The sequence below is a fragment of the Streptococcus sp. SM5 genome (assembly GCF_027497975.1).
The window spans coordinates 26,151-41,609 of sequence record NZ_JAJNSC010000015.1 but is presented as its reverse complement, the minus strand read 5'-3'; the positions used below and the strand labels follow the sequence as shown (position 1 = coordinate 41,609).

Below are 15,459 nucleotides of genomic sequence, written 5' to 3'. Positions count from 1 at the left end.
ACCAAAAACTCTAGCTTTTTGCTATAATGGTCATATGAACGAAAAAGTATTCCGTGACCCAGTTCACAACTACATCCATGTCAATAATCAAATCATCTATGACTTGATTAATACAAAAGAATTTCAGCGTTTGCGTCGTATCAAACAACTGGGAACTTCCAGTTATACCTTCCACGGTGGAGAACACAGTCGCTTCTCTCATTGTCTTGGAGTCTATGAGATTGCTCGTCGCATCACAGAGATTTTTGAAGAAAAATATCCTAAGGAATGGAATCCTGCCGAGTCTCTCTTGACCATGACAGCTGCTCTCCTACATGACCTTGGACATGGTGCCTACTCCCATACTTTTGAACATCTCTTTGATACAGACCATGAAGCCATTACTCAGGAGATTATCCAAAGTCCTGAAACGGAGATTCACCAAGTCCTGCTACAAGTGGCGCCAGATTTTCCAGAAAAGGTAGCCAGTGTCATTGACCATACCTATCCTAACAAGCAGGTCGTGCAACTCATTTCCAGTCAGATTGATGCGGACCGCATGGACTATCTCTTGCGCGACTCCTATTTTACAGGAGCATCCTATGGAGAATTTGACCTGACTCGCATCCTCCGAGTCATTCGTCCTGTTGAAAATGGTATCGCCTTTCAGCGCAATGGCATGCACGCCATCGAAGACTACGTCCTCAGTCGCTACCAGATGTACATGCAGGTTTATTTCCACCCAGCAACACGCGCCATGGAAGTTCTCCTACAGAATCTCCTCAAACGCGCCAAGGAACTCTATCCTAAAGACAAAGATTTCTTTGCACGAACATCTCCACATCTCCTGCCTTTCTTTGAAAAAAATGTGACCTTGTCTGACTATCTGGCTCTGGATGATGGGGTTATGAACACCTATTTCCAGCTATGGATGACCAGTCCTGACAAGATTCTTGCTGACTTATCGCAACGCTTTGTCAACCGCAAGGTCTTTAAATCCATTACCTTTTCACAAGAAGACCAAGACCAACTCGCTAGCATGAGAAAATTGGTTGAGGATATCGGCTTTGATCCCGACTACTACACTGCCATTCATAAGAATTTTGACCTCCCTTATGATATCTATCGTCCCGAATCTGAAAATCCACGAACACAGATTGAGATTCTACAAAAAAATGGTCAACTGGCGGAACTCTCTAGCCTTTCTCCTATCGTCCAATCCCTTGCTGGCAGTCGCCACGGAGATAATCGTTTCTATTTTCCAAAAGAAATGTTGGACCAAAACAGCATCTTCGCAAGTATCACCCAGCAATTTTTACACTTGATTGAGAACGACCATTTTACCCCAAATAAAAACTAGAAGAGGAAATTTATGAGTATTAAACTAATCGCCGTCGATATTGACGGAACCCTAGTCAATAGCCAAAAGGAGATTACTCCTGAAGTCTTTTCTGCCATCCAAGATGCAAAAGAAGCTGGTGTCAAAGTCGTCATTGCAACTGGTCGCCCTATCGCAGGTGTTGCCAAACTTCTGGACGACTTGCAGCTGAGAGACGAGGGTGACTATGTTGTGACCTTCAATGGTGCCCTTGTCCAAGAAACTGCTACAGGACATGAGATTATCAGTGAATCCTTGACCTATGAGGATTATCTGGATATGGAATTTCTCAGTCGTAAGCTCGGTGTCCACATGCACGCTATTACTAAGGACGGCATCTACACAGCCAATCGCAATATCGGAAAATACACAGTGCACGAATCAACCCTCGTCAGCATGCCTATTTTCTACCGCACTCCTGAAGAAATGGCTGACAAGGAAATTGTCAAATGTATGTTCATCGATGAGCCTGAGATTCTTGATGCTGCAATTGAAAAAATTCCAGCCGAATTTTACGAGCGCTACTCCATCAACAAATCTGCTCCTTTCTACCTCGAACTCCTTAAAAAGAATGTGGACAAAGGTTCAGCCATCACTCATCTAGCTGAAAAACTCGGGTTGACCAAAGATGAAACCATGGCGATCGGTGACGAAGAAAATGACCGTGCCATGTTGGAAGTCGTTGGGAATCCCGTTGTCATGGAAAATGGAAATCCAGAAATCAAAAAAATCGCCAAATACATCACTAAAACAAATGACGAATCTGGCGTTGCCCATGCCATCCGTACATGGGTATTGTAAAATAATTTGAATATAGAAAAAGCACCCCAGAAGTTAGAGATAATGTACTGACCCCAAAAGTTAGACAGAAAAAATCTTACTTTTGGGGTGCAGTTTAAAATTCAGTATTTTTGTTCTCTAGTTCTATCCCCTCAATAATTATTAAATCTGAAAAAGGTTGTACATTATGTAAAACCTTTTTCAATTTTTTATTTTACTACGAATTAATATTATTTTTTCTAATGATAATTAATCCACTAATCTTCCTTTATAATTATTGCAGTTCTTTTCTTAGTTAGCTTTTTTTCATAACTCTTTATAAGAATAACCAATAAACTACTTAGTAATCCCAAAATAACTAGACTTAATCTCGGGTTTAAAAGCCAATTAAAATAAGCAGCCAGTATTCCTCCAAAAGGAGCAAAAATGGTAGCTATTACAAAAGAACTAGAAAGTATCTTTCCAATATTATACACAGTACTTTCTTGTTGCTGTATTGTTGTAATCGAAACAGAAGCTATTGTAATTAATCCACTCAAAATTGAATAACAGATTCCAAAAAATAACCAATTTTCTACTATTCCACTCGCCATAATGACAAGTGGGATGGTTGCCATTGATATATTCATCAAGATAAAGGCATCCTTCTTATTCAAAAAAGTAGAAAGAAAGGTAACTGCTATCAAACTTCCAAATCCAGCAATTGAGTAAACAATCCCAACAAGACTATTTGATAATTTTAATTGATCCTGTAAATAAAAAATAATAGTTGCATTGAAACCTAGCATAGCGATATTCACAACAATAGTAAAGAGTAAAGAAATCCTCAATTTAACATTTGTAAAGTTCTCTTTAAAACCTACAAAAATTTCTTTTATATTATCATTACCATTCTCCTTGTGTTCTTGATCTGGAATATATGAAATTAGTATTGAAAGAAATAATAACAAGAAAGAAGCACTATTTATAAAAAAAATACTATTAATATTAAACTTTAACATTAATACCCCTGCTAGAGCTGGAGAAATTAATTTTGAAATAGTTCGTACACCTTGAAATTGAGAATTATATTTTTGTAATTCTTCCTTCTCAAATAAAGCAGGAGTAATGACTGAAAATCCTGTTTGAAAAAGTGTCGAAAATAAAGGTATCAAAAATGCAATAACGTAGTAAAAAAATATAGAAACTGAATATTTAGATAATATCGGTATTACACTACATAATAATGCAGGTATTAATGTAGACCATAATAGTATTTTTTTCTTATTGAAATTATCTAATAAGTAACCCATAACGAATCCCAACAAGAATTGAGGTAACAATTCAATAATCACCATTCCTCCCATTGCAAAAGACGAATGAAATTCTTGGTAAATTAAGATTGGAAAAGCAATTTTCTGAAATCTATCTCCAACATTTGATATAAACTCACCAAAAGTAATGGTATAAAACGTTTTCTTATTGATATTCACAGCGTTCTTTCCTTTTATTTTTTGACTTTAGTTTAGCACTTCGATGTTATTATGTCAATTATTTTGATAATATTTTTTTATTTATTTTTATTAAATACATATTTGTATTATTTTGGATTGAAAAAACGATGCTTAATTGAACATCGTCTTTACTATTCTGTTATATCTGCAATGTAATGCTCGATTTTAAGAGCCATTGACATATTTCCCTCAAGCTTATATAGGAAATAAGCCGTTTCAAAGTACTCTTTTACTGCAACTTTAGAAGAAAAATTCTTACTGACATTTCCCATCAATACATACAAATCAGCCAAAAGATATGTTGTTCTATACGTCTTACACTGCTTTATCGTATCTGTGATTTTAGTAATAGCCTCTTCAGTATTATTCTGCAACCATAGATAGCGACAAACATTATAATTAAATTTAATAGAAAGGGTTAATTCTTCGATTGTGTTTAACTTGAGTTGATTTACTTGACACTCTAACTTTTCTCTAATTTCATTAAAACTCTCTAAATCTTCAATATTATAATAAAAATTGAATAGAGTATTTGAAACTTGAAGGTAGGTCAAGTCAGTTACACTTAACTGAGACAGTACCTTCTCCAATCTTGCCACAGCCTCCTCTTTTTGCCCATAGAAATAAAAATCTATAAGAGATTTTATCCACTCCATATAAAACTTATCTACTAGAGACAAGCGATGTACCTTTACACTCTCTAATTCATATATATATTTCAAAGACTCATAATTTCGATTTGTGATAAATGTCTGGGCTAACTTTTTAAACTCTGATAACTCATCAATCTCTTCTACAATCTGCTCATTAAAAAAATAATCTATACTAACTTTTAACTTCTTAGACAGAGCATATAAAAAGTCAGCTCCTGGAGTAAATTCTCCATTCTCTAATCGACTAATCTGTCCCTGTTTACATATCCCCTCGGCCAATTCTCGCTGAGACATTTTTAATTCTTTTCGTCTATTTTTTAATCTTGTTGCTAAAAGTGTGCCCACGTCTGCATTTTCCTTTTCTATTCGATTTCAATTTCAATTGTAACATGATTAAATTTTAAATACAAATTAATAAACCAAAAGATACAAATTATATATAAGCAATGACTAGATAGGTTATTTTTGAAAACCTAGCCCTTTTTCTTTTGAGATTTTCTTACTCAAACGATTGATAAACTTATTCACTTGAAATGGATTAGATATTAGACTATCATGTTTAGATTTTGTTATTGATAGATTTAACAGACCAGAAATAGTCTTTTACAACATATCAAATTCAGGGGAATAATAACGATTTCCCCATTTTTTACATTCTCTAGTTCATAACAATCAATTCATCTTGTCACAAAGCTTAGCCAAAAAATCCACACCAAATCTTTTCGAAAGCTGTTTAAAGCCTTGTACTTGCTTTCTGAGTTCATAGACCTGAACCTTTACCTCATTTGTCCAGTTCCACAATAAAAATAAGGACATTCCAATAAAGGAAGTCCTTTTTAGCACTACTATAAATCAGAGACATTTTCATGATCCATTTATTATATAATCATTGACCAAAATATAATTTTTGGTCAAAATTTGGTCAAAAAAATTAAAAATGCTAAATTATTTTTAAAAATGAACTTGAGAAAATTGCCTTCAAATAAACATTTTGAATTTTCTTTGTCTTTCTTTACATTACTAAAAATGCCCCCTGCTGGAATCGAACCAGCAACTACTCCTTAGGAGGGAGTTGTTATATCCATTGAACTAAGGGAGCTAGATAAAAACTCTGCTGAAGAAGCAGAGTTTTTTAGTCGAATTAACGACGGATTTCTTTGATACGAGCTGCTTTACCTTGAAGAGCACGCAAGTAGTACAATTTCGCACGACGTACTTTACCGTAACGAACAACTTCGATTTTTTCAACACGTGGAGTGTGGATTGGGAAGATACGCTCAACACCTACACCGTTAGAGATTTTACGAACTGTGTAGTTTTCTGAGATGCCAGCACCTTTACGTGCGATAACAACACCTTCAAAAATCTGGATACGTTCACGGTTACCTTCGACAACTTTCGCATGTACACGAACAGTGTCACCAGGACGGAATGATGGGATATCTGTACGAAGTTGACCTTCAGTCAAGCTTTGGATTAATGGATTCATTTTATTCTCCTATCTTTGCCAATCTTGAGGAACCTTCCTCAGCGGATAAACTGTATTTTTGTGCGTCCATTACACACAAGATACAGTTTACCAAATTTCTACAAAAAAGTAAAGAAATTTATAGCAGAATTCCTAAAAAAATCGCAACTAAACCACCTAGGTAGGTCAAAGATAAATAAGAATAAAATACCTTCTTATCACTTAGCAGTCTTTGAAGTTCGTCATTCAAGGTCGAAAAAGTTGTCAAACCTCCACAAAATCCTGTTGCTAGAATAGCATAGACTTCCTTAGACTCCACATGATTATAGAAAAGTCCAATTAAAAAACAACCCAAAAGATTGGCTATGAGCGTTCCGAGGGGCAATTTAGCAGCTTGATTATAGCGGGAAAAGAAATATCGTACGAGCGCTCCTAAGCCACAAGTAATTGCAAGATAGACGATTACCATTTTTTCCTCCCTAAATAGTAAGCTAAAAGCATGCCTCCACCGATGCTCAAAAGCAAATACAGGACTAAACTAAGATAACGCCCTGTATCAAGCAGTTTCACAGCATCAAGCATGAGACTAGAAAAGGTTGTCAAACCTCCGCAAAAACCCGTCCCCAGCGCTAAAACCAAGCCCTTACTAGTCCCCTTATAGACCAGATAGCCCTTGATAAGATAAACCAAGCAGAGAATGCCTAGATAGTTGACAAGAAGGGTTCCCCAAGGAAAGTCAGGACTGGCTGGTAACCAAGTGGAAACTAGGTAGCGGACAAGTCCGCCCAACATAGCAGCTAGAAAAATTCCTAGCGGATAAAATTGTTCTTTTTTCATTTGATATTTTGATCCTGATAATCACGCGAACGTTTGAGTATGTCCGAAAATGTTGCGACAATAGTCTCCTGATAGCGCTTGTCCTCTACACGATTTCTGACCTTTTCAAAAATAACTGCTTCTCTCTTGGTATCTAAAATCGCTTTCCCTGAAGCCTTCTTGTAAGCGACAACCCCTTCAACTAAATGCATTCGTTCTTCTAACAGTTTGACAATTTGGTCGTCGATTTGATCAATTTCTTGACGAATACTATCTAAATCCATACACTCTCCTCCTTTATTTGAATTATTGTATCAAAAAGCCACCCAATAGGCTAGTAAAATCCCAAATCACGGTAAGAAAAATGCACTGATTGATTGCATCAGCGCACGTTTATGCTTATCCTACTTTAGCAGCCAATTCTTCTGCGAATTGTTCCAAGCGTTCAATATCTTCCTCCTCGGCAGAAAGATCAACTTTAACACACTCTGAACCTTTTTCTGCTCCTGTCGCTACAAAAACGCGGTCAAAGTCATCGACAGCCTTACAGAATTCATCGTAGAAGGTATCTCCTGAGCCGACCACTCCGTAGATTTTACCATTCAAGTTGAGGTCTGCTAGGTCTTCGTAGAAGTCCATCATTTCATCTGGCAATTCTCCATCACCATAAGTATAGGTCGCAACGATAGCAATGTCTGCTTCCAAGAAGTCTGAAGCGTCAACAGTTGTACATTCATCAACATCAACATCCAAGCCCAAGTCACGTAATTTGTCTGCTACAATATCTGCAATTTCTTCGGTATTACCGGTCATACTGGCAAATACAATTTTTGCTAATGCCATATCGTCCTCCTCAATTTATCTTTCTCCATTATATCACATCTTTTTCATTTTAAAAATAAAAATTCTTGTGCTACAATGAAATGAGAAAGAATTGAGGTTATTTATGGAAATTTACCATCAAATTTTAGAAAAAATCAAAGAGTACGACACGATTATCATTCATCGTCATATGAAACCAGACCCAGATGCCTTGGGAAGTCAGGTGGGATTGAAAGCTCTTCTCAAACATCATTTCCCAGAAAAAACCATCAAAGCTGTTGGTTTTGATGAACCAACTCTTACTTGGATGGCTGAAATGGATCTTGTTGAAGATAGTGCCTACCAAGGCGCCCTTGTCATCGTCTGTGATACGGCAAATACTGCTCGTATTGATGATAAGCGCTATAGTCAAGGTGATTTTCTCATTAAGATTGACCACCATCCAAATGATGATGTATATGGTGACCTATCTTGGGTGGATACTAGTTCAAGTAGCGCTAGCGAGATGATTACCCTATTTGCCCAAACAACCCAACTAGCCTTGTCAGATCGAGCTGCTGAATTGCTCTTTGCAGGAATTGTTGGTGATACAGGCCGCTTCCTTTATCCTTCTACCACTGCACGGACTCTTCGCCTTGCTGCTTATTTGAGGGAACATAACTTTGACTTTGCGGCTCTCACTCGTAAAATGGATACTATGAGCTACAAAATTGCTAAACTTCAGGGCTACATCTACGACCATCTGGAAGTGGATGAAAATGGCGCAGCTCGCGTGATTCTGAGTCAGGAAATCTTAAAACGATTCAATGTCACCGATGCGGAAACTGCAGCCATTGTCGGTGCACCTGGACGTATTGACAGTGTGAGTCTCTGGGGAATTTTTGTAGAACAGGCTGATGGCCACTACCGTGTTCGCTTACGTAGTAAAATCCATCCTATCAATGAAATTGCCAAGGAACATGATGGTGGAGGCCACCCTCTAGCAAGCGGTGCTAATTCCTATAGCCTAGAAGAAAACGAAATCATCTACCAAAAGTTAAAAAACTTGCTTAAAAACTGATAAAATACTTGCCAAACTTTTTAGAATCTGATAGACTAGTATGGTAACAATCTATGGCTCGCAAAGAGACCATGGCAGAAAGGAAATATTGCAAAATGAAAAAAGATATCCATCCAGAATATCGCCCAGTTGTCTTCATGGATACAACTACTGGTTACCAATTCCTTAGCGGTTCAACAAAACGCTCTAACGAAACAGTTGAGTTCGAAGGCGAAACTTACCCATTGATCCGTGTGGAAATTTCATCAGACTCACACCCATTCTACACTGGACGTCAAAAGTTCACTCAAGCAGATGGACGCGTGGATCGTTTCAACAAAAAATACGGTCTCAAATAATCAACCGCATTTATTGCTTAAAAACGTTGATACAAAGCCTTTTCCAAGAAATTGGATTTGGCTTTTTTTATTTTTAGTACCGTTTTTGGTACCGTCTTGGAAAACTAACCTTTTGCACTATCCAGGCAATCTACAAATTTTGTGATAGCTTTCTTCTCCCCTACTACTGTAGAATGGCTATAAGTATCCAAGGTCAACTGACTACTTGCATGCCCTAACCTTTTGGCTGCGTTAACAGGATCTACACACGTTTCAATCATCAAGATAGCATGAGTATGTCTGAAGCCATGAGGAGTTATATTCTTCAAGTCATTTTTCCTGATAATGGGCTATTGATAGTGCGGCAGCTGACAACCAACTGTCCTGTTAGGTACTGCATAGCGAGGGTTTCAATCATCATTTTTTCAATTTTTGTCCAGAGAAAATCTCTTGTGAATAGGCAATTAGAAGGCGTGGAAGTGACAATCTTCAAAGGTATTCACTACTTTTTCAATAGTAAAAACGAGATGGTCTTGTGGCAAGAAAGAACTGATTTCTAGTGATAAAGTTGTTTGATTTGTGTTATAATGAATATGCATGGGATAGCCTTTCTAAATGGTTTATTGAGCAATTCTATTTTACCAAGACTATCGCAACCATGCAAAAAAGCAACGGCAAATCCGTTGCTTTTTTGAAGATAAGAGACTATTGGCCCAGTCTATTTTTCTTGATTAAAATCTATATCTAGTATATAATCAATCTATAACGTATAGATTGGAGATATATCATGGCTATAACATTATCAAAACAATACAATTTTAAACTAAATGAAGCTACTATGGAACAAGCTCGAAATATTATCAAGGAAAAGGGAATGACAATGACAGATGCTATTTCTTTATTTGTGGAGCAAATAGTCCTGGAGCAAGATTTGCCTATTAAGACGGCCGAAGATCTACACAGAGAACAGTTGATTAAGGAATTACAAGCCCAATCTGAACGTGCCTTGAGAGAATACGAGGCAGGTGAAGGTACTTCTCTAAACAATATGAGGGTACGCTATGGCTTATAACGTGATTTCTTCAAAAGAGGTCGAGGAAGCTATCGACAATATACACGACTATATAGCTACGGTACTTCTATCACCTCAATCTGCCAAAAATACTGTGGTTAAAATTTTAGACAGCTTAAAAAGTTTAGAAATTTTTCCTGAAGCAGGTTTTGACGCTGATGAGAAAATCGGAATAAAAATTAACAGCAAGTATTCAACACGAGGAAAAATTATTGACCAATATGTTTTGCTTTACTTCATCGATCAAAAACGAAACACTGTTTTTTTATCTCACTTATTCCACACTAAAAGTGACTATGTCACTTTGCTACAAAAAGACAATAACAAACAGCTCAACTGATTGAGACAACTTTCATTATTTTATAAGCTCCGAAATTTTAATTTTTGGCTCCGTCTTATTTTAACAATGCTGTATATATATAATATTTTATAGCTACATCCCCTTTAGAAACATTGATTTAATAACTATTTAAACACTATAGGGTATATATATTTAAAATACGGTCTCAAATAATGATAAAAAGACAGCTTCGGCTGTTCTTTTTTGTTTCTTATTTTTATAAACCAACCACTGCTATTATTTCTTTATCAATCTTCAAGATGATGCCGAGACCTGATTTAAATAGATTTAAAAAATGTCGAAAAGAAGCTTGACATTGGGAATGGTCAAGATGATTGAAACTACGTAGCCTAGGATTGTGTTCCACTTGACATTGGTAAATTCTCCCATCACTGACTTCTTAGAGGTCAGATAAATTAAGGGAAAAATAGAGAATGGAAGAGAGACCTTTTTGTAAGAAGACATCAGAATATTCACTTTCTAACCTTGTCTTTACCTATTTTATTAATGGATTTTGAAAGAAATGTTGAAAATAGTTTTCTATTTCCAATTTATTCTTATTACATCACATTTTGAAATGATTCTTAAGGAAAGTATGATAGTTGAAATAAGCAACACCAGTATTTCAAAAGCCAGCGTCAGAAAACGCTGGCTTTAAAAATGTGAAAAATTTTTCTCAACTAGATTGCTTCTGTAACAAAACTACGGCTTTCCAATACTTTGAGCATGGCGTTAGCTGTATCTATGGCTGTGAAGAGGGGCACTCCGTGTTCAATAGCTGAACGGCGAATCTGCTCACCATCTTCGTCTGCAGTTCGTTTTGTTCCAACTGTGTTAATGATAGCTTGAACTCTTCCTTTGCGGACAAAACTTGGGATATCTTTATCGTCATCACCAATCTTACCAACAGGTTGAGCTTGTAATCCATGACTAGCAAAGAAGACTGCTGTCCCTTCTGTCGCGAGGATTCCATAGCCAATATTTTGGAAACGACGAGCCAAGGCCAAGGCTTCTTCTTTTGCATCATCAGCGATGGTAAATACAACGTTACCAAAAGTTGGCAAGTGTAAGTAAGAAGCTTCAAAGGCTTTATAGAGGGCTTTCTCCAAAGTCGTATCAGAACCCATAACTTCCCCTGTTGACTTCATTTCAGGACCAAGCAAGCTATCCACTTTCGCTAACTTTGTGAAGGAGAAGACTGGTGCTTTAATATGAACGCGAGTGCTTTCAGGGTAAAGACCATCTTGGTAGCCAAGTTCTGATAAACTTTGACCAAGAATAAGCTTGGTTGCTACCTGAGCCATAGGAATATTGGTCACCTTAGAAAGGAATGGAACCGTACGGCTAGCACGTGGATTAACCTCAATAACATAGACTTTCTCATCCTTAATAACAAACTGGATGTTCATCATTCCAAGGCAGTTAAGACCGATTGCTAAGCGTTTCGTGTAGTCAGCGATGGTTTCTTGCACCTTTTGCGACAAGGTTTGTGGTGGGTAAACAGCCATTGAGTCACCTGAGTGGACACCAGCACGTTCGATATGTTCCATGATACCAGGGATGAGGACATTTTCCCCGTCTGAAATGGCATCAACTTCGCACTCTTGCCCAACGATGTATGAGTCAACAAGCACTGGGTGGTCTGGACTAGCTTTAACCGCTGTACGCATGTAAGAACGGAGATCTTCCTCATTTTCCACGATTTCCATGGCACGTCCACCCAAGACATAAGATGGGCGAACGAGGACTGGGAATCCAATCTTACGAGCTGCAAGCACTGCTTCTTCTTCATTGGTAGCCGTTTGTCCTGGTGGCTGTGGAATATCCAAATCTTTAAGAGCTTGCTCGAAGAGGTCGCGGTCTTCGGCTCGGTCTAGGTCAGCGACTTGCGTTCCCAAAATGGTCACACCTGCTTTTGCCAATGGCTCCGCAAGGTTGATGGCTGTCTGACCACCGAATTGAACGATAACCCCTTTTGGTTGCTCCAAGTCAATGACGTTCATAACATCTTCGAATGTCAATGGTTCAAAGTAGAGCTTGTCAGATACCGAGAAGTCTGTAGAAACGGTCTCTGGGTTTGAGTTCATGATGATAGCTTCGTATCCAGCAGCTTGAATCGCCTTAACCGAATGAACAGTTGCATAGTCAAACTCGACCCCTTGACCGATACGGATTGGGCCAGAACCCAGAACTAGAACGGATTCCTTATCAGACTTGATAGACTCATTTTCCCAACCATAGGTTGAATAGAAATATGGAGTTTCAGAGTCGAACTCTGCCGCACAGGTATCAACCATTTTGTAGACTGGGATAATCTTGTTTTCTAAACGAAGTTGGCGAACTTGGTCAGCTGTAGTATTCCAGAGTTCAGCAATCTTACGGTCTGAAAATCCATTCAATTTTGCAGTTTTCAAAACTTCAAAATCTTGTGGATGGGCACCCAACTCCTGCTCAATTTCAAAGATATGTAGGAGTTTATCAAGATAAAAGATATCGATTTTTGTAAGCTCTGCAATTTCTTCTGGTGTGTAGCCACGACGAATGGCTTCTGATACATAGAAAAGACGATCATCTTGGGCTTTGACAACTTTTTCAATCAAGGCATCATCAGAAACTGATGCAAGTTCAGTCATTTCATTGTGGTGAACGCCAATTTCAAGTGAACGACAAGCTTTAAGAAGCGACTCTTCGATGTTACGACCAATCGCCATGACTTCTCCAGTCGCCTTCATCTGGGTACCAAGACGGCGTTCACCTTTTTCAAACTTGTCAAATGGGAAACGAGGAATCTTGGCAACCACGTAGTCAAGGGCAGGCTCAAACATGGCATAGGTTGAACCTGTAACTGGGTTAATAACCTCATCCAAGGTCAAACCTACTGCAATCTTAGCAGCTAATTTTGCAATCGGATACCCTGTCGCCTTAGATGCCAGGGCTGACGAACGCGATACACGAGGGTTTACTTCGATAACATAGTACTTAAAACTGTGTGGGTCAAGGGCCAGCTGAACATTACATCCACCTTCAATCTTAAGGGCACGAATAATGCTCAAGCTTGCGTCACGAAGCATTTGGTTTTCATAGTCTGACATGGTTTGGGCAGGGGCAAATACAATGGAATCCCCTGTGTGAATCCCAACTGGGTCAAAGTTTTCCATGTTACAAACAACCAAAGCATTGTCAGCTGAGTCACGCATCACTTCGTATTCGATTTCCTTGAAACCTGCGATTGAACGCTCAATCAAACATTGGGTAACAGGTGACAACTTCAAACCATTTTCAGCGATTTCACGCAATTCTTCCTCGTTGGCACACATACCACCCCCAGTACCACCAAGTGTGAAAGCTGGACGGACAATAACTGGGTAACCGATTGTCGCTGCAAAGGCAACTGCTTCTTCTACTGTGTTGACAATTTCAGACTCTGGAATTGGTTGATTCAATTCCTCCATCAATTGTTTAAAGAGGTCACGGTCCTCCGCTTGGTCAATAGCAGATAATTTAGTTCCCAGAAGTTCGACACCGAGCTCATCAAGAATACCGTTTTTAGACAACTCCATGGCCATGTTGAGTCCTGTTTGCCCACCAAGAGTTGGAAGCAAGGCATCTGGACGCTCCTTACGGAGGATACGAGTCACAAACTCAAGTGTAATCGGTTCGATGTAAACCTTGTCAGCAATTTCTTTGTCCGTCATGATGGTTGCAGGATTTGAGTTAACCAAAACAACCTCATACCCTTCCTCTTTCAACGACAAGCAAGCCTGGGTCCCAGCATAGTCAAACTCAGCAGCCTGACCAATAATAATCGGACCAGAACCAATCACCATAATTTTTTGAATATCAGTACGTTTAGGCATAGTTTATGATACAAAGCCCGTAAAGAACACAATGAAAATAGGAAACTCGGTGTAGACATCTTTAGCGTCAAGACGATGTTTATCTTTTTCACACAGTTCTTCGGGCGTGTTCACTTCCGCGAACAATGTATCTTCTCCTTTCTATTCGTCGCCTCACAGAGCGACATTAAATAAGATACAAAGGACGAATAGAAAGCGATTGAATTTTAGGAAACCAAGGAAGGATTGACAATCCAAGTTGGTTTCTCTAAATTCCGAGCTTTCCGTCCGTGTTCAGTTACATAAATTCTCCGACGAGCTTTTACTCGTTCTTAGTTTGATTGTTTAAAAGCTTCCATCATCTCGATAAACTCGTCAAATAGGTAGCTTGCGTCGTGTGGACCAGGTGCTGCGTCTGGGTGGTACTGAACAGAGAAAGCAGGCTGATATCTGTGACGCACACCTTCAACTGACTTGTCATTGATTTCTTCGTGGGTGATAATCAAGTGTTCTGGCAAATCCTCACGGCTGACTGCATAACCATGGTTCTGACTTGTAAAATCCACACGTCCTGTAGCAATTTCACGTACCGCATGGTTAAATCCACGGTGACCAAACTTCATCTTGTAGGTCTTAGCACCATTTGCCATTGCAAAGAGTTGGTGCCCCATACAGATACCAAAGATTGGAATTTTTCCTTGCACACCACGAATCATATCCAGTGCCTGTGGAACATCTTCTGGGTTACCTGGACCGTTTGACAACATCACTCCGTCAGGATTAAGATGAAGAATTTCTTCTGCCGTTGTCGTGTATGGAACCACGGTCACATTACAGTTGCGCTTAGAAAGTTCACGTAGGATTGAGTGCTTGAGACCAAAGTCCACTAACACTACGCTCAAACCAACTCCTGGAGCTGGATAGGATGTTTTAGTAGAAACCTGCTTAATATTGTCTGTCGGCAATACTGTTGCTTGGAGCTGGTCCGTCACATGATCCATGCTGTCCCCAACATGGGTCAAGGTTGCACGCATGGTACCATGCTTACGAATAATCTTGGTAAGTGCACGCGTATCAATCCCTGAAATACCAGGAATTTTCTTGGCTTTCAAAAATTCATCCAGCGTCATTTGGTTGCGCCAGTTGCTTGCTCTACGCGCTTCTTCGAAAACAACAACTCCCTTACAAGTTGGAATAATGGATTCGTAATCATCACGGTTAATTCCATAATTTCCTACCAAAGGATAAGTAAAGGTCAAGATTTGTCCATTATAAGACTGGTCTGTTATGGATTCTTGATAGCCTGTCATGCCTGTATTAAAGACAATTTCGCCTGTTACATCAATATCTGCTCCGAAGGCCTTACCTTCGAAAATTGTTCCATCTTCTAATACTAGAAGTCTTTTTGTCATATTTTCACCTCTCGTGGACGCTCACTGGCGTCT

At 38.7% G+C, this 15,459-nt stretch carries 16 protein-coding genes, 1 tRNA gene and 2 pseudogenes; 7 read left to right on the top strand and 12 right to left on the bottom strand.

Annotated elements, in window-relative coordinates:
• The first annotated feature begins 34 nt into the window (after nucleotides 1–34).
• Nucleotides 35–1,339 carry an HD domain-containing protein gene (locus PAN07_RS11575; protein WP_269797963.1) on the top strand — a complete coding sequence of 435 codons (1,305 nt, stop codon included), beginning with the start codon at nucleotides 35–37 and terminating at the stop codon, nucleotides 1,337–1,339.
• Between the two features lie 12 nt (nucleotides 1,340–1,351).
• Nucleotides 1,352–2,158 carry a sugar-phosphatase gene (yidA, locus tag PAN07_RS11570; protein WP_004261542.1) on the top strand — a complete coding sequence of 269 codons (807 nt, stop codon included), beginning with the start codon at nucleotides 1,352–1,354 and terminating at the stop codon, nucleotides 2,156–2,158.
• 236 nt (nucleotides 2,159–2,394) lie between these two features.
• Here the strand turns inward: yidA and PAN07_RS11565 are convergent, their stop codons facing one another.
• From PAN07_RS11565 to PAN07_RS11530, 8 genes are all read right to left on the bottom strand, one after another.
• On the bottom strand, nucleotides 2,395–3,609 hold the full coding sequence (locus tag PAN07_RS11565) for an MFS transporter (protein WP_269797962.1): 1,215 nt from the start codon (nucleotides 3,607–3,609) through the stop codon (nucleotides 2,395–2,397).
• A 152-nt stretch (nucleotides 3,610–3,761) separates the two neighbouring features.
• Nucleotides 3,762–4,628 (bottom strand): helix-turn-helix transcriptional regulator, encoded by an 867-nt coding sequence (locus PAN07_RS11560; protein ID WP_269797961.1) that lies wholly within the window; start codon nucleotides 4,626–4,628, stop codon nucleotides 3,762–3,764.
• 682 nt (nucleotides 4,629–5,310) lie between these two features.
• A tRNA-Arg gene (locus PAN07_RS11555) sits at nucleotides 5,311–5,382 on the bottom strand.
• A 42-nt stretch (nucleotides 5,383–5,424) separates the two neighbouring features.
• Nucleotides 5,425–5,772, bottom strand: a complete 348-nt coding sequence (gene rplS, locus PAN07_RS11550) for a 50S ribosomal protein L19 (RefSeq protein WP_001068669.1) — start codon at nucleotides 5,770–5,772, stop codon at nucleotides 5,425–5,427.
• Nucleotides 5,773–5,890: 118 nt separating this feature from the next.
• Nucleotides 5,891–6,220: a fluoride efflux transporter CrcB gene (gene crcB, locus PAN07_RS11545; protein ID WP_124788484.1), complete on the bottom strand. Its 330-nt coding sequence runs from the start codon at nucleotides 6,218–6,220 to the stop codon at nucleotides 5,891–5,893.
• Nucleotides 6,214–6,588, bottom strand: coding sequence for a fluoride efflux transporter CrcB (gene crcB / locus PAN07_RS11540; RefSeq protein WP_265470983.1), 375 nt, complete (start codon nucleotides 6,586–6,588; stop codon nucleotides 6,214–6,216). Before crcB (PAN07_RS11540) ends, crcB (PAN07_RS11545) begins: the two co-directional genes overlap by 7 nt.
• Nucleotides 6,585–6,851: a chorismate mutase gene (locus tag PAN07_RS11535; protein WP_265470982.1), complete on the bottom strand. Its 267-nt coding sequence runs from the start codon at nucleotides 6,849–6,851 to the stop codon at nucleotides 6,585–6,587. Before PAN07_RS11535 ends, crcB (PAN07_RS11540) begins: the two co-directional genes overlap by 4 nt.
• Before the next feature lie 115 nt (nucleotides 6,852–6,966).
• Complete coding sequence (locus PAN07_RS11530; RefSeq protein WP_001162125.1) at nucleotides 6,967–7,410, bottom strand: flavodoxin; 444 nt, start codon at nucleotides 7,408–7,410, stop codon at nucleotides 6,967–6,969.
• A gap of 103 nt (nucleotides 7,411–7,513) precedes the next feature.
• Here PAN07_RS11530 and PAN07_RS11525 point away from each other — a divergent pair, with 103 nt between their 5' ends.
• Together PAN07_RS11525 and PAN07_RS11520 are read left to right on the top strand one after the other, a co-directional pair.
• The gene (locus PAN07_RS11525; RefSeq protein ID WP_265470981.1) at nucleotides 7,514–8,449 is read left to right on the top strand and encodes a bifunctional oligoribonuclease/PAP phosphatase NrnA; all 936 of its coding nucleotides are present in this window, start codon (nucleotides 7,514–7,516) and stop codon (nucleotides 8,447–8,449) included.
• A 95-nt stretch (nucleotides 8,450–8,544) separates the two neighbouring features.
• Nucleotides 8,545–8,787: a type B 50S ribosomal protein L31 gene (locus PAN07_RS11520; RefSeq protein WP_000710764.1), complete on the top strand. Its 243-nt coding sequence runs from the start codon at nucleotides 8,545–8,547 to the stop codon at nucleotides 8,785–8,787.
• A gap of 104 nt (nucleotides 8,788–8,891) precedes the next feature.
• On the opposite strand, the pseudogene PAN07_RS11515 reads toward PAN07_RS11520, so the two are convergent.
• Nucleotides 8,892–9,113: pseudogene (locus tag PAN07_RS11515) on the bottom strand (tyrosine-type recombinase/integrase); the annotation flags it as partial.
• A 221-nt stretch (nucleotides 9,114–9,334) separates the two neighbouring features.
• Here PAN07_RS11515 and PAN07_RS17460 point away from each other — a divergent pair.
• Genes PAN07_RS17460 through PAN07_RS11505 form a run of 3 tightly spaced genes read left to right on the top strand, consistent with a single transcriptional unit; the run spans nucleotide 9,335 to nucleotide 10,178 of the window.
• Nucleotides 9,335–9,514: a hypothetical protein gene (locus PAN07_RS17460; RefSeq protein ID WP_084863521.1), complete on the top strand. Its 180-nt coding sequence runs from the start codon at nucleotides 9,335–9,337 to the stop codon at nucleotides 9,512–9,514.
• A 39-nt stretch (nucleotides 9,515–9,553) separates the two neighbouring features.
• The gene (locus tag PAN07_RS11510; protein WP_049487667.1) at nucleotides 9,554–9,838 is read left to right on the top strand and encodes a type II toxin-antitoxin system RelB/DinJ family antitoxin; all 285 of its coding nucleotides are present in this window, start codon (nucleotides 9,554–9,556) and stop codon (nucleotides 9,836–9,838) included.
• Nucleotides 9,828–10,178, top strand: a complete 351-nt coding sequence (locus tag PAN07_RS11505) for a type II toxin-antitoxin system RelE/ParE family toxin (protein WP_084863171.1) — start codon at nucleotides 9,828–9,830, stop codon at nucleotides 10,176–10,178. Before PAN07_RS11510 ends, PAN07_RS11505 begins: the two co-directional genes overlap by 11 nt.
• 288 nt (nucleotides 10,179–10,466) lie before the next feature.
• On the opposite strand, the pseudogene PAN07_RS11500 reads toward PAN07_RS11505, so the two are convergent.
• From PAN07_RS11500 to PAN07_RS11490, 3 genes and pseudogenes are all read right to left on the bottom strand, one after another.
• Nucleotides 10,467–10,625: pseudogene (locus PAN07_RS11500) on the bottom strand (divalent metal cation transporter); the annotation flags it as partial.
• A gap of 233 nt (nucleotides 10,626–10,858) precedes the next feature.
• Nucleotides 10,859–14,035, bottom strand: coding sequence for a carbamoyl-phosphate synthase large subunit (carB, locus tag PAN07_RS11495; protein ID WP_247933311.1), 3,177 nt, complete (start codon nucleotides 14,033–14,035; stop codon nucleotides 10,859–10,861).
• Between the two features lie 311 nt (nucleotides 14,036–14,346).
• Nucleotides 14,347–15,426, bottom strand: coding sequence for a carbamoyl phosphate synthase small subunit (locus PAN07_RS11490; protein ID WP_000166837.1), 1,080 nt, complete (start codon nucleotides 15,424–15,426; stop codon nucleotides 14,347–14,349).
• Nucleotides 15,427–15,459: the final 33 nt, after the last annotated feature.